At 73.6% G+C, this 22145-nt stretch carries 4 protein-coding genes; all 4 read right to left on the bottom strand.

Going from position 1 to position 22145, the window contains the following annotated elements; genetic code table 11:
• Position 1: 1 nt before the first annotated feature.
• The 4 genes from AMK29_RS12465 to AMK29_RS12450 are packed head-to-tail and all read right to left on the bottom strand — an operon-like array spanning position 2 to position 22054.
• Positions 2–1051 carry a cupin-like domain-containing protein gene (locus AMK29_RS12465; protein ID WP_073811765.1) on the bottom strand — a complete coding sequence of 350 codons (1050 nt, stop codon included), beginning with the start codon at positions 1049–1051 and terminating at the stop codon, positions 2–4.
• A 59-nt stretch (positions 1052–1110) separates the two neighbouring features.
• On the bottom strand, positions 1111–2457 hold the full coding sequence (locus AMK29_RS12460) for a diaminobutyrate--2-oxoglutarate transaminase (protein WP_079196851.1): 1347 nt from the start codon (positions 2455–2457) through the stop codon (positions 1111–1113).
• Positions 2454–7100: a non-ribosomal peptide synthetase gene (locus tag AMK29_RS12455; RefSeq protein WP_073811764.1), complete on the bottom strand. Its 4647-nt coding sequence runs from the start codon at positions 7098–7100 to the stop codon at positions 2454–2456. Before AMK29_RS12455 ends, AMK29_RS12460 begins: the two co-directional genes overlap by 4 nt.
• A complete protein-coding gene (locus tag AMK29_RS12450) occupies positions 7097–22054 on the bottom strand; it encodes a non-ribosomal peptide synthetase (RefSeq protein WP_073811762.1) in 14958 nt (4985 codons plus the stop codon). Before AMK29_RS12450 ends, AMK29_RS12455 begins: the two co-directional genes overlap by 4 nt.
• Positions 22055–22145: the final 91 nt, after the last annotated feature.

The following is a 22145-nucleotide window of genomic DNA, read 5'->3' as shown; positions in this document are numbered from 1 at the left end:
GTCAGGCCCAGTCGTCCCAGTCCTTGGCGCCGGTCACGTTGCGCAGACCGCCCTGGGACTTGAAGTACATCTGGGCCAGGTAGCGCTCGGGGATGCAGGTCAGCCAGCCGAGGGCGTTGTCCTCGCCGACGATCTGGTGGCTGTACGAGATCGAGGTGTCCATGGCCTCGATGGCGTGCCAGTAGCCGCTGGGGACGTACAGTGTCTCGCCCGGGTGCAGGACGGTCTCCTCCACGACCACGTCCTTGAAGCGCGGGTGGCGCGTCAGGTCGGGGCGGCGGTAGTCGACCTGCGCCATGCCGAACTGGCGGCGGAACGGGCGCGGGTACAGCTTCTCGTGCTGGTCGGGCGAGACGAAGTAGCAGCGCTTGCGGCCGACGACCTGGCTCAGGTAGGCCGCCGTCTGCATGCCGTCGCTGTGGAACGGGGTGACGGTGCCCTTGCTGCCGACGAACATCACGGCCGCGACGCGGGAGGACACGGTCTCGCGCGGGGCGCCCTTGCCGCCGCCCCGGTTGAGGAAGGTCTTGGCGAGGTAGAGCCCGAGGAGCTTGGCGGGGTTGACCGTGCCGGTCCGCCAGTTCGCCTTGAAGCGGATGTCGGCCCAGTTCGGCGCCAGGTCGGGCAGGTCGTAGTCGTCGGCGAGCCCGGGGAAGTGCTCGACCATCCGGTGGACGGGGTAGGCGCGCAGATAGTAGGCGCGGTTGTCGTCCGTGTTCTTCTCGATCTCGTCGAGCAGGGCGGACAGCTTCATCCCGCGGAAGCCGCCGACGTTGCCCAGGATCAGCTCGTTGTCGAGGCGCTGGAGGTTGGCGTGGATGTCCAGGTCGCCGAAGTGCTCGCGGAAGTAGTCCAGGCTCCAGCGCTCCATGGCCGGCCAGGAGTCCATCAGGCCGGTGATGATGGCGGGCTTGCGCTTGTAGACGTACTCGCGCGTGAACTCCTCGCGGGAGGGCGCGTGGATCCGGTCGATAGCGTCGGTCTTCACCGTGGCCTCGGGGAAGATCGTGCCGGCGACGGTCTCGTCCTTCTCGGTCGATTCGATGGTCATCGTGGGTCCTGTTCCTTTTCCTGGGTCCTGTGGGGTGGGGATGTCGGGTGGGGGCGCGGTCAGCGGGACAGCGCCGTGCGCAGGGCCTCGTGGATCAGCTCGCAGCCGTGGCGGAGCACGTCGAGTTCCATGGTCAGCGCGGGCAGCAGCTTGAGGACGGCCTTGTCGCGGCCGGTCGACTCCACGATCAGGCCGCGCTCGAAGCACCAGGCCACGACGTCGTCCGCGGCCCGGCGGCCGCCCGCGTGGGTCAGGTCGATGCCGATGGCGTGGCCCTCGCAGCGCACCTCGACGCCGGGCAGCGGGTGGCTCTCCCAGAAGTCGCGCAGCAGTGCGGCGCCGTCGCGGGCCTGGTCGAGGAAGGCCTGGCTCTGCCAGAGGTCGAGGGCACCGCAGGCGGCGACGAACGCCAGCTGGTTGCCGCGGAAGGTGCCCGGGTGGTCACCGGCCGCCCACGAGTCGAGGCCCTCGCGGATGAGGAGGATCGACATCGGCAGGCCCAGGCCGCCGATGGACTTGGAGACGGTGATGAGGTCCGGGACGACCCCGGCCTGCTCGAAGGAGAAGAAGCCGCCGGTCCGGCCGCAGCCGGCCTGGATCTCGTCGGCGATCAGCACGATGCCGTACCGGTCGCAGAGCTCGCGCAGCCGCCGCAGGTCCGCGTCGGGGATGCGGTAGACACCGCCCTCCATCTGGACGACCTCGAGGATCACCGCCGCGGGCACGTCGACGCCGGACAGGTCGTCGGTGAGGTACTGCTCGAGCAGGTCCATGGTCGGGAACGTGCCGCGCGGGCCGACCGGGAACGGCAGGTGGGTGACCTCGCCGAGGGCCGTCCCGGCCACCTTGCGCAGCGACAGGTCGGCGGTCGCGGCGAGGCTGCCGCGGCTGACGCCGTGGTAGGCGCCGGAGAAGGCGATGACCTGGGACCGGCCGGTGTGCTTGCGGGCCAGCTTCAGCGCCGCCTCGACGGCGTCGGTGCCGGTGCTGCCGCAGAACTGGACGCGGTGGTGCAGTCCGCGCGGCTCCAGGATCTCCCGGCCGAAGCGCTCCAGGAACTCGCGCTTGGCCGCCGTGTGGAAGTCGAGCGCGTGGAGCAGTCCGTCGCCCTCCAGGTGTGCGACGACCTGGCGCTTGATGTGGGCGTGGTTGTGGCCGTAGTTGAGGGCGCCGGCGCCGGAGAAGAAGTCGACGTACTCGGTGCCGTCCTCGGCGACCAGGGTGGTGCCGTGGGCAGAGCTGAGGAGGACGGGGAACGCCCTGCAGTAGGAGCGGACGGCGGACTCGCGGTGCTCGAACACCTGGGTGGACGTGTCCCGGAACGCGGCGGCGGACGGGCTGTCCGGCACGTCGGTGGTCGCCTCGAACACCTCGGTGGACGTGGTCAGATCTGCCAGGACCGTCATCGGGAGTCTCCAATCGGGAGGGGGGAGAGCGGGAGTACCTGGCCGACGGTGGCGGCAGGTGTACGGGCGACGGCGGCGAGCAGCGCGAGGTAGTCGTCGAGCAGCCGCCGGGCTTCGGTGTCGGCGACGCGGTCGCCGTAGTACGAGAGGGCGATACGGGGTTCGGCGTCGTCCGTGATGTCCAGGCGGAGCGCGTACTCGGTCTGGTTGCGCGTGCCGTCGCTCTCGGTGCCGCGCTGGACGCTCGCGGACTGCTGGGCGCGAAGGCCGGAGGACACCGGGTAGTTGGCGACGACGACGACCGAGTCGAAGAGCGGTCCTTCGCCGGAGCCCATCCGCTGGAGCGTGCCGGTGGGGACCGAGGTGTGCTCGGCGCCCTCGACGCGGGCCAGCTGGAAGCGGTCGAACAGGGAGGTCAGGGTGGCGTCGCGGTCCACCTCGACCCGGACCGGCAGGGCGGCGATGAACAGGCCGACCGCGCGCTCCAGGCCCTCGACGGCGCGGTCGCGGCCCGCGGAGACCACGCCGACGGTGACGTCGGCGCGCTCCAGGCGCGAGGCGGCGAGCAGGGCCCAGCCCGCGCAGGCCACGGTCGAGAAGGTGTGCCCGTGCTCGGCGGCCCGCTCGCGCAGCGTCTCGGCGACCGCCGGGTCCAGCCGGCCCGCCGTACGGCTGAAGCGGGACGGACCCAGGCGGCCCGGCTCCGCGGCGAGGCGCGAGGGGAGCGCCCCGGCCAGCCGGCTCCGCCAGAAGGCGCGGTCGGCCTCGGGGTCGGCGTCCTCGGCGTCCAGCGCGGGCACCGGCGGGAGGTCGGCGTCGCGGTCTTCGAGGGCGGCGAGGTACAGCGCGAGGAGTTCGTCGAGCAGCACCAGGTTCGACCAGCCGTCGGCCACGAGGTAGCTCTGGATCTGGCCGAGCCACCAGGTGGACGGGCCGCGCACCAGCCACACCCGCCACAGCGGCGGGCGGGACACGTCGAAGGGCGTGGCGCGCTCGGCCTCCAGGAGGGCGATCAGCTCGTCGGCGACCGCGTCCGGCTCGTGGTCGCTCCAGTCGAGCACCTCGATGACCGGGTCGAGCCGGTCGGCGACGACGGGGGTCCAGGCGCCGCCGTGGGCGTTGTCGCGGGCGTTGTCGCCGTCGCCGTCGTGGGCGTTGTCGCCGTCACAGGCGCTGTCGTCGCGCCGGAAGCCCGTGCGCAGTACGGCGTGCCGGGCGTGGAGCTGCTGCCAGGCGGTCCGGAAGCGGTCGGGGTCGATCTCGAAGGGCAGCTCCGTCGTGGACTGCATCTGGTACAGGCCGGGGACCCAGGCGCTGTCGAGGACGTCGAGCATGTGCTGCTGGCCGGGCGTCACGGTGGGCCGGTCGGAACGGGTCCTGGCCACCGCCGGGGAGGAGGCTTCCGGCCCGGAGGCCTCGCGCTCGTCGATCGCCTTCGCGAGGGCCTCGATCGTCTGGTGGGCGAACACCATGCGCGGGGTCATCTCGACGCCCGCGCGGCGGGCCGCGCTCACCATCCGGATGACCGCGATGGAGTTGCCGCCGAGGGTGAAGAAGCCGATGTCCACGGGGACGTCGTCGCGGCCCAGGGCCTCGCGCCACAGCGCCACCAGGGCCCGCTCGGTCGCGGTGCTCGCGGCGCGCCCCGTGAGGGCGGCGGCCGTGGGCGCCGGCAGCTCGCGCCGGTTGACCTTGCCGTTGTGGGTCAGCGGGAAGGACTCCATGCGGACGAAGGAGGCGGGCACCATGTGCTGGGGAAGGCGCGCCGACAGCTGCCGCTTGAGCTCGGCGTCCTCGGGGACCTCTCCGCCCGGAGGCGCCACCAGATAGGCCACCAGCGTCTTCGCGCCGTCGCGCGGGCCGTGCGCCGCGACCAGGCAGGAACCGCCGCCGATCACCTCGCGCAGGGCCGCCTCGATCTCACCGGTCTCCACCCGGTAGCCGTTGATCTTGATCTGGAAGTCGATGCGGCCGAGCAGTTCGAGGTTGCCGTCCGGCATCCAGCGGGCGCGGTCGCCGGTGCGGTAGAGCCGGGCCCCGGGGTCCGTGCTGAACGGGTCGGGCACGAAGCGCTCGCCGGTCAGCCGGGCCCGGTTGTGGTAGCCCCAGCCGACGCCGACACCGCCGAGGTACAGCTCGCCGGGCACGCCGACGGGCAGCGGCGACAGGCCCGCGTCGAGGACGTACGCCGTCTGGTTGGCCATCGGGACGCCGTACGGGATGCTGCGCTGCTCCGGCAGGACCTCACCGATCACATGGATCGTCGAGTCCATGGAGACCTCGGTGGCGCCGCCCATGGAGACCAGCTGCGCCGAAGGGATCAGCTGCGCCGCGCCCCGCTGCGGGAGCGCCAGCGGGATCCAGTCGCCGCCGAGCAGCACCAGCCGGATCGGCAGCCGCTCCCCGCCGCGTACCTCGCACTCCTCGACGAGGAGCCCGAACAGCGCCGGGACCGAGTGCCACACGGTGACGGCCTCGCGCTCGATCGTCTCGATCCAGCGGTGCGGCGAGCGCTCGTCCTCCGGGGCCGGGAACACCACGGTCGCACCGGCCATGAGCGTGCCGAACACGTCGTACGCGCTCATGTCGAAGGCCAGCGCCGAGACGCCGAAGACCTTGTCGCCGGGGCCGACGAGGAAACGCCGGTTGAAGTCGGTGAAGTTGTTGACGCGGCCCCGGTGGTCGAGCAGCACGCCCTTGGGCAGACCGGTCGAGCCCGAGGTGTAGATCAGGTACAGCAGGTCGTCCGGGCGGACCTCGCGCCCGGGGCGGGTCGCGGGCTGGGACGCGGCGGACGCGGGGTCCACCGTCGTGACGCCGTCGCCGGCGAGCCGCTCGTCCCGGGTGACGACCAGCCGGGCGCCGGAGTCCGCCAGCATCCACTGGAGGCGCTCGGCCGGGTAACCCGGATCGAGCGGCACATAGCCCGCGCCCGTCTTGGCGACGGCCAGCTGGGCGACGACCAGGTCGATGCCCCGCTCCAGGCAGACACCGACGCGTGCGTGGCGGCCGCAGCCCCGGGCGAGGAGCAGATGGGCGAGCCGGTTGGCGCGCGCGTCGAGCTCGGCGTAGCTCACGGCCTCGTCGCCGCAGGTCACGGCGACGGCGTCGGGCTCCAGGTCCGCCCACTGCTCGAACAGGCCGTGGGCGGTGGCGTGCGCGGGGTACTCCTCGCCCGTCCGGTTCCACTCGTCGACGACGAGCTCCCGCTCGGCCGGGGTGAGCAGGTCCGCGTTGTCGACGTGGACGTCCGGGGTCTCGCACAGGCCGGTGAGGAGCCGCCGGTAGTGGCCGAGGAGGCGTTCGGCGGCGGCGGTGTCCAGCACCGACTCGTCGAACTCCAGCGACACCATGACCTCGTCGTCCGTCACCGCGCAGGACAGGTCGAGGGGGAACTTGGCCGTGCCGGAATGCAGATGGGTGGGGGTCAGGGACAGGTCGCGCAGCCGCATCTCGTGGGCCGGGCCGTTGTTGAAGACGAACATGGCCTCGAACAGCGGGCTCTCGGCCAGCGTGCGCTGCGGCGCGACCTTGTCGACGAGCACGTCGAAGGGGATCTGGTGCTCCTGCGCCCACAGCGACTCGCGGGTGATCCCGGCGAGGACGTCGCCGAGGCTGCCGCCGCCGGCGGACAGGTCGGCCACCACGGGGACGGTGTTCGCGAAGTAGCCGACCAGGCGCTCGGTCTGCCGGTTCCGGTTGGCCATGACGGTGCCGACGGCGAACCGGGAGGTGCCCGTGTACCGGTTGAGCAGCACCGCGAACGCGGTGAGCATCACGTTGAAGACGGTCGTGCGCTGCGCCTCCGCGGTGCGCTGGAGGTCGCGGCCGAACTGCCCGTCCCACTGGCAGCGGATGCGCCGGCCGGCACGGGCCGTGCCCCGGTCGCCGTTGGGCGAGAGGCCGAGCGGCTGGGCCCAGGCCAGCTGCTCGCGCCACTGCGCGACCAGCCAGTTGTAGTCCTCGGGCTCCTGGGCCCGCTCGTGGGCGGCCGCGTCGGCGTAGTCGATGCCGAGCGCGGGCAGCCGGGGCGAGCGGCCCTCACGGGCCGCGTCGTACAGCTCCGCGAGGTCCTCCAGGAGGACGCCCACCGACCAGGCGTCGGTCGCGATGTGGTGCACGACCAGGGCGAGGAGGTGATCGTCGGCGGCGATCCGGAACAGCCGTCCCTGGATCACCGGACCGTCCGTCAGGTCGATCGGCCGGGCCGCCTCGCGCTGCGCGGCGGCCACGGCGGCCGCCTCGTCGGCGGCCTCCTCGACCGGCAGCTCCACCGGACCGGCCGGCAGGACGACCTGGGCGAGGCCGCCGTCCGGCAGCTGCCGGTAGACGGTGCGCAGGACGGAGTGCCGGTCGACGAGCCCGTCAAGCGCGGCCCGCAGCGCGGTCACGTCGAGCGCGCCGCGCAGCCGCACGCCGTAGGGCACGTTGTACAGCGGCCGGCCGTCCGCGAGGGACTCGGCGACCCACAGCTGCTCCTGGCCCCGGGACAGCGGGCCGGGCTTCGCGGGGTCGCGGCGGCGGATGGTGCGCGCCGCGGCGCGCTGCCTGCCGCGGGCCAGCAGCAGCGAGGCCATCAGCTCCCGCTTGGCCGCGGACAGGCTCTCGATGCTCTCCCGTTCGGTGACGGCTTCCCGGATCATGCGTCCCTCTCCTCGCCGGCCGCGAGCAGCTCGCGGGCCTGGTCGTCGGTCACTCCGTCGAGCAGCACCTCGAGTTCGAGGAGCTCGGCCTCGCTCAGTCCGGCCAGCTGGAGCGCCTCCAGGGCCTGGGCGACGCCGCGCACGGTGGGCTGCTCGAAGACCGCGCGCAACGGCAGTTCGATGTCCGTCTGCGCGGCCAGTTCGGCCACCAGACGGGTGGCGAGCAGCGAATGGCCGCCCAGGGTGAAGAAGTCGTCGAGCGCGCCGACCGCGGGGGTGCCGAGCAGTTCCTCGAACACCGAGGCCACGAGCCGCTCGGTCGGTCCCGACAGCTCCTCGAAGCGCCGGCGGACCCGCTCGACGGTCACGTCGTCCCGCTGGAGCGCGGCCCGGTCGACCTTGCCGTTCGGGGTGCGCGGCAGCCGGTCGGCGAAGACGTAGCCGGTGGGGACCATGTAGCGCGGCAGTCGGGTGCCGACCGCGGCGGCCAGGACGGCCGGGTCGTGCTCGGTGCCGACGACGCAGGCGACCAGGGTGGGCTCGCCGTCGCAGTCGCGCAGGACGACCGCCGCCTCCCGTACGGCCGGCAGCTCGCACAGGGCCGTCTCGACCTCACCGGCCTCGATGCGGAAGCCGCGGATCTTCAGCTGGTCGTCGAGCCGGCCGAGGAACTCCAGCCGGCCGTCGGTGCCCAGCCTCACCCGGTCGCCGGTGCGGTACAGCCGGGCACCGGGCTCCGCCCCGTACGGGTCGGGGACGAACCGTTCCGCGGTGGCCTTCGGGTCACCGAGGTAGCCGCGGCCGACCACCGGTCCGCCGATGGCCAGCTCGCCCGGCACGCCGAACGGCAGGCGCCGTCCCTGCGCGTCGAGGACGTAGGAGGTCACACCGGCGACGGGGCTGCCGAGCGTGACCGCCCGGTCGGTCGGCGGCGGTGTGGTGAGGACCGCGAGGTGCGTGTCGTCCGAGCACTCCGCCGGGCCGTAGGCGTTGACCATCGGGATACGGGGGAACCGGCGCAGCCAGTCCGCCGCGAGGTCCGGCGGCAGCGCCTCCCCGGTGGCGATCAGGTGGCGCAGGCTCGCCAGGTCGGCGTCCTCGGCGTGGTCGAGGAGCGCCCTGATCATGCCGGGCACCAGCTGGAGCATGCTGACCCGGCGCCTCCGGACGAGGGCGAGCAGTGCCTCCGCGTCGCGGCTGGTGGCGTCGTCGCTGACGACGGTGGCCGCGCCGCGCGTCACCGCGACGAGCATCTGCCAGACGGAGATGTCGAACGACTGCGAGGCGGTCTGGGCGATGACGTCGCCCGAGGTCAGCTCCAGGTCGTGGGCCATCAGCTCCAGGTGGTTGAGCAGACCGGCCTGTTCGATCTCCACGCCCTTGGGCTCACCGGTCGTGCCGGAGGTGAAGATGACGTAGGAGCGCCGCGCCGGGTGCGTCCCGCGCACGTCGAGCGGACGGTCCGAGACGGAGTCGTCCAGGACGAGGTGGGTGCCGCGGTCCTCGCCGAGCAGGGCGGCGACACGCTCCGCCTGCTCGTCGTCGGTGAGCGCGACGACCTCGCCGAGCCGGTCGAGCACGGAGGCGATCCGCCGGTCCGGTACGGCCGGGCTGACCGGCACGTACGTGGCGCCGGCCGCGTCGCAGGCGAGGGCGGCGGCGATGTGCCGGGCCGAGCGCCCGGCGCACACCACCACGGCGGGCTCGGGGCCCGAGGCGGCCGTGGACAGCCGCCCGGCGAGGGCCGCGACCCGGTCCCGCAGTTCGCGGTACGTCCAGACGGTGTCGCCGTCGATGACGGCGGGGGCGTCCGGGGTGAGCCGCGCCCAGTGGGCGAGGGACTCGGTCGTGGTCATCGGCGTGAAGGCCTCCGGGCCCGCGCTCAGCGCGTCCTGGGCGGCGGCCTCGGCGGCCGGGCGCAGCTCCAGGTCGGCCACGGGGCGCTCCGGGGCGGCGGCGATGCTGCCGAGCAGGGCCTCGAAGTGGTCCAGGAGCGTCCGGCCGGTCTCCTCGTCGAACAGGTCGGCGTTGAGTTCGAGGGTGGCGTGCAGGCCGTCCTTCTCCTCGGCCAGGTCCAGGCTGAGGTCGAACTTGGCGGTGCCGGTCGGGGCGTGCAGCCGCTCCAGCCTGAGGTCGCCGAGGTCGATCTCCGAGTAGGGCGCGTTGTGCAGGGTGAACATGACCTGGAACAGCGGGCTGGTGCTCAGGTCCCGGCTCGGCTGGAGCGCGTCCACGACCCGGTCGAAGGGCACGTCCTGGTTGGCGTAGGCGGCCAGCGTCGTGGACCGGACGCGTTCGAGCAGCTCGGTGAAGGACTCCTCCGCCGCGAGCGTGTTGCGGAAGACGATCGTGTTCACGAAGAACCCGACCACGTCCTCGATCTCGACCGAGCGGGTGCCCACGGGGGTGGCGACCGCGATGTCCGCGGCGCCGCTGTAACGGTGCAGCTGGCAGTTGAACGCGGCGAGCAGCGTCATGAACAGGGTCGCGTTGTGCTCGCGGCCCACCTGCCGTACGCCGCCGACCAGTTCGGGGTCGAGGACCCGGCGGATCGTCAGGCCCCGGTTGGTCATGGCCGCGGGCCTCGGCCGCTGCGACGGGAACTCCAGGAGCGGCGCCGGCTTCGCCAGCGTCTCGCACCAGAAGTCGAGCTGCGCCTGGTGGTCGCCGCCCTCGACGCGCTCGCGCTGCCAGCTCGACCAGTCGGCGTACTGCACGTCGAGCTCGGGCAGCGAGGAGGCCGTGCCCTGGCGGTGCGCCTGGTAGAGGGCCGCGAAGTCGCGGACCACGATCTGGAGGCCCCAGCCGTCGGCGACGACGTGGTGCACGGCCAGGACGAAGACGTGGTCCTCGTCGGAGAGCCGGATCAGGGTGGCCTGCTCCAGCGGCGCCTCGGCCAGGTCGAAGCGGTGGCGCGCGGCCTCGTCGACGAGCTGCAGCCAGCGCTGCTCGGCGGTCTCCTCCGGTTCGCCGCTCAGGTCGACGACGGTGAGCGGCATGGTGACCGTGCCGGCCGGTTCGACGATCTGGCTGACCCGGCCGTCGTCCATGACCAGGCGGGTGCGGAGCACCTCGTGCCGGGCGACCAGCTCGTCGAGCGTCACCGCCAGGGCCTCGGTGTCCAGCGGGCCGCGCATGCGCACGACCGTGGAGCTGTTGTAGGCGCCGGTGTCGCCCTCCAGCTGGTCGAGGAACCAGAGGCGTTCCTGACCGTAGGAGGCGGGCAGCGGGCCGGTGCGGGGCAGGGGGACGACCGGCGCGGTCTCGCTGGCGCCGTGGGCGACGCCGTCGATGTGCGCGGCGAGGTCCCGTACGGTCTGCTTCTCGAACAGCGTGCGCAGCGCGATCTCGCAGCCGAACACCCGGCGGATCCGCGACACGACCTGGGTGGCCATCAGGGAGTGTCCGCCGAGGTTGAAGAAGTTGTCCTCGGGGCCCACCCGGGGCGCGCCGAGCACGTCCTGCCACAGGCCGGCCACCAGTTCCTCGGTGGGGGTCAGCGGCGTGCGCGGTCCTTCCTCGTGGCCGCCGGTCACCGAGGACGGCTCGGGCAGCGCGGCGCGGTCGATCTTGCGGTTGGGGGTCAGCGGGAAGGCGTCGAGGGCGACGACGAACGCCGGGACCATGTAGTCCGGCAGCCGCTTGCGGACGAAGGCCTTCACGTCGTTGCCGACGGCCCTGGTGCCGGGCCTCGACACCACGTACGCGACCAGCGCGTTCTCTCCGCTCGCGTCGGCGCGGGCCATGACCAGGGCGTCCTGGACGTCCGGCGCGGCGCAGATCACGTGCTGCACCTCGTCGGTCTCGACGCGGTAGCCGCGGATCTTGACCTGGGTGTCGGCGCGGCCGAGCGGGACGACACAGCCGTCGGGCAGATGGCGGCCGAGGTCGCCGGTGCGGTACATGCGGTCGCCGTCGGTGTCCCCGAACGGGCTGCGCACGAACCTGGCCGCGGTGAGCGCCTCGTCGTGGGCGTAGCCGAGCGAGATGTGCGGGGAGCGGATGACGATCTCGCCGGGCTCCCCGACGCCGGCCTGGTGCCCCGCCTCGTTGAGGACGAGGAGCTGGACGTCCTTCATGCCCCGGCCGAGCGGGTACGTGACACCCGGGTCGGTGTCGGCGACACCGTGGGCCGCGGGCACCACGTGGTAGCCGACCGCGCGCTGCGTCTCGGTCGAGCCGTACAGGTTGACGCAGGTCGCCGAGCCCGCCATGCGGGTGATGGCCCGCACGTCACGGCTGGTCAGCGTGTCGCCGAGGAAGAACACCCGCTCCAGGAGCGGCAGGGTGCCCGGAGCGACCGACAGCTGGTCGAAGAGCCGCGCCATCGGAGGCGTCATGTGGCTGACGGACACCTGCGCGGTGCGGAACCACTGCGCGAGCCGGCCCGGGGTCTCGACGTCGAGCCGGTCGGGCACGCAGATCGTGGCGCCCGTGACCAGCGGCGTGAACACCTCGCGGTGCAGCGGGTCGTGGCTGATGCCGGAGAGCAGGCTGTAGCGGTCGGTCTCCCGGAGCCCGAAGGTCTCCACCATCCAGGGCACGAAGTGGGTGAGGGACCCGTGCGCGCCCCTGATGCCCTTCGGCTTGCCGGTGGAGCCCGAGGTGAACGCGATGTACGCGCAGTCCTCCGGGCCCACCGGGACGGCCTCGGCCGGCTCCGCCCCCCGCGGCACCAGGTGCCGGGCGTCCGCCAGGGTCGACGGCAGTTCGAAGCGGCAGCGCAGCGACGCTCCCTGGAGCGCGGTGTCCACGGCGAGCGGCACGGCGCCGGCGCCCTCCAGCTGGAGGAAGGCGCTCGGGCGGGCCACCGCGAGGCAGTCGGCGATGCGGTCCGCCGGGTAGCTCGGATCGAGGATGGCGAACGAGGCGCCGGCGCGCAGCACGGACAGGATCGCCCAGACCAGCGAGGCACTGCGCTCGCCGTAGATGGCGACCACGTCGCCCTTGGCGATGCCCTGCTGGTTCAGCAGGCCCGACATGGCCGCCGTCGCCCAGGCCAGCTCGCCGTAGGTGAGCTCCTGGCCGGGCTCGGTGAGGGCGATCCGGTGCGGTTCACGGGCGGCCCGCCGCTCGAACTGCTCGACCACCGACCCGTACCAGGTGGTGTCCAGCGGGGCGGCCGGGTTGGGCAGCGCACGGCGCGCCAGCGGCGTGTCGAGGCGCAGCGAGTCGATGGGGCTGCCGCTGTCGGTGACCGCCTGCTCGATGACCCGGATCCACTGGGCGAGCAGCTCGTCCACCGTCGCCCGGTCGAAGCGGTCGGCGGCGTACATCAGGTCGAGCGAGAGACCCGGCTGCGCGGGGTCGACGTAGAAGGTCAGGTCGAACTTCGCGCCCAGGTCGGGAACGGCGAAGGTGTCGACGGCGAGGCCCGGCAGGTCGCCCTGGCGCGGCGGGATGTTGAGCAGGTTCAGATAGACCTGGAACAGCGGGGTGGTGTTCAGGTCGCGCTCGGGGGCGAGCTTGCCGACGAGCGTCTCGAACGGCACGTCCTGGTGCTCGTACGCGTCGAGCGTGCGGCTGCGGACCCGCTGGAGCAGCTCGTCGAAGGTGGGGTCGCCCGAGAGGTCGGCGCGCAGCACCAGCGAGTTGATGAAGAAACCGATGAGGTCCTCGACCTCGCGGTGCCGGCGGCCCGCGATGGGCACGCCGATCGCGAAGTCGCGCTGCCCGGCCAGCCGTCCCAGGGTGATCTGGAGGGTCGCCGCGAGCACCATGAACAGGGTCGCCCCGGACTGGACGGCGAGCCGCTCCATCGCCTCGCGCAGCTCCGGCGTGACGGTCGCCGTGGTCCGGTGGCCCCGGTCGGCCGCGGGCTCGGCGCCGCCGCGGGTGACCGGCAGGCTGAGCGAGGGCAGGGCGTCGAGCTGCTCGCACCAGTACGCGACGGACGCGTCGAGGGCGCCCGAGTCGAGCTGGTGGCGCTGCCAGCGGGAGAACTGCTCGTAGGTGACCGCGAGCGGGGGCAGCGGGGAGCTCGGCTCGTGGCCGGTCTCCTCGGCGTAGAAGTGCGTCAGGTCCCGCTTGAGGATCTCCATCGACCAGCCGTCGCCCACGATGTGGTGGAGGGTCAGGACGAGCACCGCGTCGTCGTGCCCGAGCTGGAGCAGCCGGACCCGCAGCAGCGGGCCGCCGGCCAGGTCCATCGGCTCCGCCGCCTCGCGTGCCACCAGGGCGCGGGCCTCGGAGGCGCGCTCCTCTGCGGTCGCGCCGGCCAGTTCGGTGCGCGTCAGGACGACGTCGGCGCTGTCCAGGACGGCCTGCGTCAGCTCGCCGTCCCGGTGGGCGACGACCGTGCGGAGCGTGGTGTGGCGGTCCACCAGTCGGGTGACGGCCCGCTGGAGGGCGGCCTCGTCGAGCTCGCCGGTGAGCCGGATCGCGCCGGCCAGGTGGTAGCGCCCGGTGGAGGTGTTCTCGCCGGAGCCGTTCTCGATCTCCTCAAGGAGCCAGAGGCGTTCCTGCATCACCGACAGCGGGGCGTCGCTCCCGCCGGCGGCGTGGGCGGCGATCCCGCCGGAGGTGTCCCGGACGGCCGCCGCGTCGCACAGGGCGGCGTAGTCCCGGAGCACGGGCGCCTCGAACAGGGCCCGCAGCGGGACCTCGCGGCCGAGTTCCTCGCTCACCTGCGAGGTGATCACGGTCGCGAGGAGGGAGTGGCCGCCGATGGTGAAGAAGTCGTCGCCCGCGCCGACCATGTCGACGTCGAGGACCTGGGCCCAGACCCGGCCGACGGTCCGCTCGGTCTCCGTCTCCAGGGCGGCGAACTCGGCGAGCGCGAAGTCGGCGCGGCCGGGGCGCCCGAGGCGGGCCGGGTCGATCTTGCCGCCGGGCAGCCGCGGCAGTTCACCGCGGACCACGAACGCGGCCGGGACCAGGTGCGGCGGCAGCTCGGCCGCGCACAGCTTCGCCAGCGCCCGCGGGGTCAGCTCCGGGTCGGTGGCCTCGACATGGGCGACGAGCACCCCGTCGACGCCCCGCACGACGGCCTGCGTCACACCGGTCAGGGCCAGCAGCACCGACTCGACCTCGGCCGGCTCGATGCGGTAGCCGCGCAGCTTGATCTGGCTGTCGTGCCGGCCGCAGTAGTCCAGGGTCCCGTCGGCCCGCAGCCGTACGAGGTCACCGGTGCGGTACATCCGGGCGCCGGGGACGGCGGAGAACGGGTCGGGCAGGAAGTGCCCGGCGGTCAGCCCGGGCCGGCCGTGGTAGCCGAGGGCCAGGCCCGCGCCGCCGACGTACAGCTCGCCGACCGCGCCGGTGACCACCGGCCGCAGCTCCGCGTCCAGGACGTACGCCGTCCCGCCCGGCAGCACCGCGCCCAGCGACGCGGGGCGTCCCGGCTCGCAGGCGGCCGCGGTGATGACGACGGTGCACTCGGTGGGGCCGTACGCGTTGACGAAGCGCCGGCCCGGCTGCCACCGCTCGACCAGCTCGGCGCGGCAGGCCTCGCCGCCCGACACCAGGGTCGTGAGCCGCGGCAGTTCACGGACGGGCAGGGACGCGATGACCGACGGCGGCAGCAGGCACACGCTGACGGCGCGCTCGGCGAGGACGTCGGCGAGCGCCTCGCCGACCAGGGCGTGCTCACGGCCGGCGACGACCAGGGTGCCGCCCGCGGCGAGCGTGGAGAAGATCTCCCAGACGGAGGCGTCGAAGCTCAGGCTCGCGAACTGCAGCATGCGGGCGTCGGCGTCGATCCCGAAGACACGCGCCTGGTACGCCGTGAGGTTGGCGAGCGCGCGATGGGAGACGAGCACGCCCTTGGGGCGGCCGGTGGAGCCCGAGGTGTACAGCAGGTAGGCGGGCGCGTCCGGGTCGGCCTCCGGCAGGGCCACGGCCTCGGCGGGCGCGTCGGCCAGGGCCCCGGTCAGGGCCTCCTCGGCGGACCCCTCGGTCAGGGCATCGCTCAGCGCCTCCTCGACGAGGTCGCGGGTCACCAGACCGCGCGCCCCCGAGTCGGCCAGCATGAACTCCTTGCGCTCGGCCGGGTAGGCGGGGTCGATCGGCAGGTACGCCGCTCCGCAGCGCTGCGCCGCCAGGACGGCGACGACGGCCTCGACGGACGGCTCGACCGACACGGCGACGACGTCCCCGGGGCGCACGGCGAACCGCCGCGCGATCACCCCGGCGACCCGGTCCACCCGGGTCCGCAGCTCGCCGTAGGTCAGCGCGCTGTCGGGGCCTTCGAGGGCGACCGCGTCGGCGCGGCTGTCCGCGATCCGCTCGAACTGCGCCCAGAAGGTGTCGGGCTGCTGCCCGTCACCCGGCTCGGCCGGCCAGCGGTCCAGGGACGCGACCGCCGCGGGGGTCGCGACCCGCTCGTCCGGCCGCTGCGCCATCGCGCGGGCCGTCTCGCCGAACAGGCGGGCGATGAGCTGCGCGGTCCCGGGCCGGAACAGGTCGGTGTTGAACTCCAGCCAGCCCGTCAGCGGGCCGCCGTCGTCGGTGATCTCGAAGGTCAGGTCGGTCTTGGCGGTGCCGGTGTACAGCGGAGCCGTCTCGACCCGCAGACCGGGCAGGGCCGGCGTGGGCAGCGCGCCGTTGCGGACGTCGAGGATGGCCTGGAAGAGCGGGCTGCGGCTCGGGTCGCGGTCCTGGCCGGTCGCCTCCACGATCGCGGAGAACGGGACCCACTGGTACGGCATCGTCTCCAGGGTGGTGGCCCTGGCACGGTCGACGAGGTCGCGGCCGGTGGCGCCGGCCGGCACCTCGAAGCAGAGCGGGACGGTGTTCACGAAGAAGCCGACGACGTCGTCGTAGGTGCCGTCGCCCGTGCGGTTGGCGTCGGGCACGCCGACCACCACCCGCTCCTGCCCGGTCAGCCGGGACAGGGTGGAGGACATGCACGCGGCGAGCGTCATGAAGACGGTCGCACCCTGCTCCCGGGCGAGGGAGCGCAGCAGGTCCGAGTCGGCCTGGCTCAGCGTCAGCGGCACCCGCGAGCCGTCGAAGGTCTGCACGGCCGGCCGGGGCCGGTCGAAGGGAAGGTCGAGGGCGAGCGGCGCTCCACCGAGGTGCCCGGTCCAGAACTCCAGGCCGCGCCGGCCCTCGGCCGACTCCAGCCGGGCCGTCTCGTCGGCCGCCCAGCGGGCGTACTCGTGCACGACGGCGGGCGGTTCGCCGTGACCGGCGCCCGTGCCGTGGGCGTACAGCTCGGCCAGCTCCCCGGCGATGATCTCCATGGAACGGCCGTCGGAGACGATGTGGTGGAAGGCCAGGAGCAGGGCGTGCTCGTCGGGCCCGAACTCCACCAGGGCGGCGCGCATCAGCGGCGGCTCGTCCAGCCGGAAGAGCTGCCGGACGTGGTCGCCGACGAGGGCGGCGAGCTCCGCCTCGCGCTGCGCGGCCGGGACGGCGGTCCGGTCGATGACCTCGAAGGGGCAGGGGAGACCGGTGTGCACGAAGGGCACGGGACGGCCGCCCTCGTCGGTGAAGCCGGTGCGCAGCGCGGGGTGCCGCTCGACGATCGCGTCGAGCGCGCCGCGCAGGACGGCCGGGTCCAGCTCCCCGTACAGCCGCAGCACGCCGGGCACGACGTAGGCGCGGGAGCCGGGGGCGAACTTCTCCAGGAACCAGAGGCGGCGCTGTCCCAGCGACAGGGCCGGCCCGCCGACGGCGGCCGCGGCGGACTCCGGGGCGGCGCCCGTCTCTCCGGCGCCCGTCTCTCCGGCGTACGTCTTCTCGACGGCCGTCTCTCCGGCGTTCGTCTCCTCGACCGCCGTCTCTCCGGCGTTCGTCTCCTCGGCGGCCGTCTCCGCGAGTTCCGCGATCCGCGCCGCCTGGGCGCGGACGGTCACCGACTCGAAGAACATCCGCAGCGGCGGCCGGACGCCGAACTCCCTGCGGACCCGGGTGTTGAGGTCGGCGGCGCGCAGCGAGTGCCCGCCGAGCGCGAAGAAGTCCTCGTCGGGACCGACCCCGGCGACTTCGAGCACCTCGCACCAGATCGCCGCGAGCCTGCTCTCCAGGGGCGACATGTCCGCCGCCCCGGCCGAGCGGGACGCGTCGAGGGCGAGCTCGCGCAGCGCGTGCGCGTCCACCTTGCCGTTCGAGGTGAGCGGGATCGCGTCCAGGACCAGCAGACGGCTGGGGACCATGTAGCTGGGCAGCTCGCGGTTCAGCCAGTCGCGCAGACCGTCGACGCCGACGCCCTCGCCGGTGACGGCGGCGATCAGCTCCGTCTCGCCCGTGCCCCGGGTGGCGACCACCGCCGCCTCGGCGACCTCCGGGTGGCGCCGCAGCGCCACGTCGACCTCACCGAGTTCGATGCGGTAGCCGCGTACCTTCACCTGCTGGTCGGCGCGGCCGACGTAGCGCAGCTCGCCGTCGGCGGACCGGCGCACCAGGTCGCCGGTGGCGTACAGGCGCCGGCCCGGCTCGGTCGCGAACGGGTCGGGGACGAACCGCTCGGCGGTCTTGCGGGGCGCCGACGCGTAGCCGCGTCCGACGCCCACGCCACCGATGTACGCCTCCCCCACGACGCCGTCCGCGACGGGCCGCAGCTCGGCGTCGAGGACGTGGATGACCGCGTCGGTCATGTCGGCGCCGATGGACACGTCCCGGGCGCGGGAGACCTGGCCCGACTCCGGGCCGAGGTGGGCGACGGTCGAGCACACCGTGGTCTCGGTGGTGCCCCAGCGGTTGTACAGCTCGACGTGGCCGCGGTCGGCAGCGAACCACTGGGCGAGCTTGTCGGGGTGCGCCGCCTCGCCGCCGATGAGGATCGAGCGCAGCGCCGACGGCACCCGCGCCCCGGCCTCCAGGGCGGTGACGAGCACGTGGAAGAAGGCCGTGGGGATGTCGACCAGCGTGAGCCGCTGCTCCTCGCACCAGGCCCAGAAGCGCTCCGGGGAGCCGAGCACCGACTCGTCGCGCAGCACCAGGCTCGCGCCCCGGGTCCAGGCGGAGAAGATCTCCTCCAGGCAGGGGTCGAAGGTGAGCGGCGCGAACTGCAGCACCCGGTCGCCCTCCACGACGTCGAAGGCGTCGAGGAAGGACAGCAGGTAGCTCACCAGCGACCGGTGCTCGATCTGCACGCCCTTGGGGCGTCCGGTCGAGCCGGAGGTGAAGATGACGTACGCCAGGTTGTCGCCGCCGACGGCGAGCGCGGGACGGTCCTCGGGGAGGTCCGCGCCGGGCTCCTCGTCGACGCGGATCGCGGTGCCCAGGGAGCCCGCGAGGTCCGCGGTCGCGCCGTGGCAGAGGATCCGCGCGCAGCGCGCGTCGCCGACCATGTCGGCGAGACGGCTCTGCGGCAGCGTCGGGTCCAGGGGCACGAACGCGGCCCCGGACTTCATCACCGCGAGCATCGCGACGATCAGCTCGGAGGAGCGCTCCAGGCAGAGACCGACGGTGTCCTCGGGTCCGAGCCCGTCCTGCCGCAGCCGGTGCGCGAGGCGGTTCGCCGCGCGTTCCACCTGGGCGTACGTCAGCTCGACGGAGCCGGCCGTGAGGGCGACGGCGTCCGGGGTGCGGTCGGCCGTCGCCTCGAACAGCTCGTGCACGGAGGTGACGCCGGGCAGGGTGCGGGCGGGGACGTCGGCGCGGGTGAGGGACTCGGTCGCACCGGCGAGGCGCAGCGCCGAGACCGGGGAGTCGCCGTGGGTGACGATCTGCCCGAGCAGCTCCAGGAACTGCTCGCCCAGCGAGGTGGCGAGGGACTCGTCGAAGCGGTCCGCGCGGACCAGCATGTGCGCGAGGAGGCCGCCGTCGGCGGGCACGGCGTGCAGGGTGATGTCGAACTGGGTGGCCAGTTCACCGGCCGGGAACGGGGCGAGGGTGAGGTCGCCGAGGACCGCGCTGTCGCGGCCCGCGCCGAAGAGGACCGAGGTGACGTCGTCGGCGATCGCGTTGTGCGGCCGCTCGAAGACGACCGCCGTGTTGATGGCGGCCGAGGTGTTGCCCCGGGCGCGCAGCAGCTCGACGAGCCGGCTGACCGGGAAGTGCTGGTGGCCGAGGGACTGCCGCAGCTGCTCTCCGGTGCTGCGGATCAGCTCCGTGACGCTCCGGTGGGCGCCGGGCTCTGCGCGTACCGGGATGGTGTTGACGAAGTAGCCGAGGGTGTTGCGGAAACGCGCCTGCGGGCGGCCGGCCGTGGTGGCGCCGACGACGAAGTCCCGGGCGCCGCTGTGCGCGGCGACGAGGACCTCGAACGCCGCCATCAGGACGGAGAACACCGTCGTGCCGCTGTCGCCCGCGACCCGCTCCAGCTCGGCGAGCAGTTCGGCGTCCACGGTCACCCGGTGGCTCGCGATGCCCTTCTCCGGCCGCGGGCGCTCCCGCACCGGAAGCGTCGGCGCCTGGACGTCACCGGACAGCAGGTCGAGCCAGTACCGCTCGTCGGCCTGCCACTGCGGGGAGCGCTCGTAGTCCTGCTGCCAGCGTACGAACTCCTCGTAGCCGACGGCCGCCGGGAGTTCGGGGGCGCGCTCGTGCAGCAGGTCGCCGTAGACGGAGGTCAGTTCGTCGAGCAGGACCACCACCGACCAGAAGTCCGTGATGGCGTGGTGCTGCGCGAGGACCAGGACCGGCGCGCCGCAGCCGGTGAACAGCTTCGCGCGGGCGACGTCGCCGTCCTCGACGGCGAAGGGGGCGAGGGCGCACGCGTCGACCCGGGCCCGGAGCACCGGCTCCGCCTCGCCCGACAGGTCGACGACGTCCAGCTCGAACGGGACGGCGGGGTCGATCAGCTGCGTCCGCCGGCTGCCGTCGGTGCCGAAGCGAGCGGTCAGGACGGGGTGGCGGGCGCCGATGTGGCGGACGGCCGCGGCCAGCACCTCGGTGTCGACCGGCTCGTGCAGCCGGACGGCGACCGACACGTTCTGCAGGCAGTCCGGGCCTTCGAGGTCCCGCATGAACAGCAGCGACTGCTGCCCGGCCGACAGCGGCACGGCGCCGCCGCGTCGGTCGGGCTCCTGCCGCACCTGCTCCTCGGGGGCGGTGTGCGCCCGCTCCTCGACGGCCGTGGCCACCTCGCGCAGGGTCGTCGGCTGGAGCAGCAGGCCCGGGTCGGTGACGACCCCGAGCTGCTCCTCGATCCGGAAGGCGAGGTCGACCGCGGCGAGGGAGTCGAGGTCGAGCTCGGCGACCATGGTGGCGGGCGCGTCGCCCTCACCCCGGCCGACCATGCTCAGGGCGCGCTCGATGACGTCGACGCGCTCCGCACGGGGGAGCGCGAGGAGTTCGGCGCGCGTCGGCAGGACGAGCTGCCGCTTCTCGCCGCGTGCCGGGGCGGACGCGGAGCGGCGGTACAACTCGCCCTCGACCTGACCGGCGGTGTACGCCGTCCGGCCGGCGAGACGCTGGATCTTGCCGCTGGAGGTCTTCGCGAGGCTGCGGGCGGCGAGCAGGACCACGTCGGCCAGGGCGATGCCGTGCTCGTGCTGGACGGCCGCGGCGATCGCGTCGGCGATCCGGGGCAGTTCGTCCTCGGGGGTGTCGACCGCGACCTCGTGGAGGACGACGCACTCCTCGCCGTCCTCGGTCTCCACCGAGAACGCCGCGCCGCAGCCCGGCCGGGCCCACGGGGACGCCGCGACGGCGGTCTCCTCCAGGTCGTGCGCGTAGAGGTTGCGGCCGCGGACGACCATCATCTCCTTGAGGCGGCCGGTGACGTGGATCTGGCCGTCCAGGACGAAACCGAGGTCGCCGGTGCGCAGGTAGGGCCGCTCGTCGTCGGCGAGCCGGGCGCCGAAGGCCGCTTCGGTCGCGGCCTCGTCCTCCCAGTAGCCGGCGGCGACGGAGGTGCCCCGCACCCAGAGCTCGCCCACCGCGCCGGGAGCGACGCGCGCGCCGGTCTCCGGGTCGACGACGGCGAGTTCATGGTTCTCCGCCACGACGCCGGAGGAGACCAGGAGGTCACCGTCGGCACGCGGTTCGGCGCGGCCCTGCTCCAGGGCCGCGCGGTCGAGACGGGTGGTGTGGGCGCCGTTGCCGCGGCCGCTGCCGGCCACGAACAGGGTGGCCTCGGCGAGGCCGTAGCAGGGCAGCAGCGCGGACCTGTCGAAGCCGCTGGGGGCGAACGCCTCGGCGAAGCGCTCCAGGGTGCGGTGGCGCACCGGCTCGGCGCCGCAGAACGCGACCCGCCACGACGACAGGTCGAGGGCCTCCCGCTCGGCGGGGGTGGACTTGTTGACGCAGAGGTCGAAGGCGAAGTTCGGGCCGCCGCTGACGGTCGCGCCACGGGAGGAGATGGCCTCCAGCCAGCGCATGGGCCGGCGCATGAACTCCAGCGGGGACATCAGGACGTTGGAGAGGCCGGAGAGCATCGGCTGCAGCACGCCGCCCAGCAGACCCATGTCGTGGTAGAAGGGCAGCCACGAGGCGACGACGTCGCCCTCGGTGATGCCGAAGCCGGCGGCGATCGCGGAACCGTTGGACAGCAGGTTCCCGTGCGTCACCACGACACCGCGCGGGGTGCCGGTGGAGCCGGACGTGTACTGGAGCAGGGCGATCGAGTCCGGCCGCAGGTCGGGGCGGCGCCACTCGTCGGCGCCCTCCCGCATCGCGTCCTCGGTGATCACCCACGGCAGCCGCGCCACCTCGGGCGCCTGCTGCTCGAACAGCTCGTGGGTGAAGGCCTGCACGAGGCTGTCCGAGAGCACGATCTCGGCCCGGGAACCGGCGACGACCGCGCGCAGCCGGGGCAGCGTACGGGCGATCCGCATCGGGTCCGGCGGGTACACGGGGACGGCGACCATGCCGGCGTACAGCGTGGCCACGAATCCCACGACGAAGTGCTCGCCCGGCGGATACAGCAGCATGACCCGCGCACCCGGTTTGGCACGCTCCAGGAGCGTGACGGCTATGGCCCGCGCACGCCTGTCGATCTCGAGCATGCTGAGCTCGGTGTCGACGCCGCCGGCGTCGGCGAGGAACTCGTAGCTCAGGGCGGCGCCGCGCTCGGAGACATTGCGGCGGATGACATCAACGACAGTGGTGTGTGCGTACATAGACCGTTCTCGCATCGGCGTGGAGTTCTGGAGCCCGGACGGGTGGGGGCGTACCGCGGGGCGGGCCGGCGTCATGGGGGCGCCGGCCCGC

It is taken from the genome of Streptomyces sp. CB02261 (assembly GCF_001905665.1).
Lineage (GTDB): Bacteria > Actinomycetota > Actinomycetes > Streptomycetales > Streptomycetaceae > Streptomyces.
This window is presented reverse-complemented; position numbering and strand designations above follow the sequence as displayed.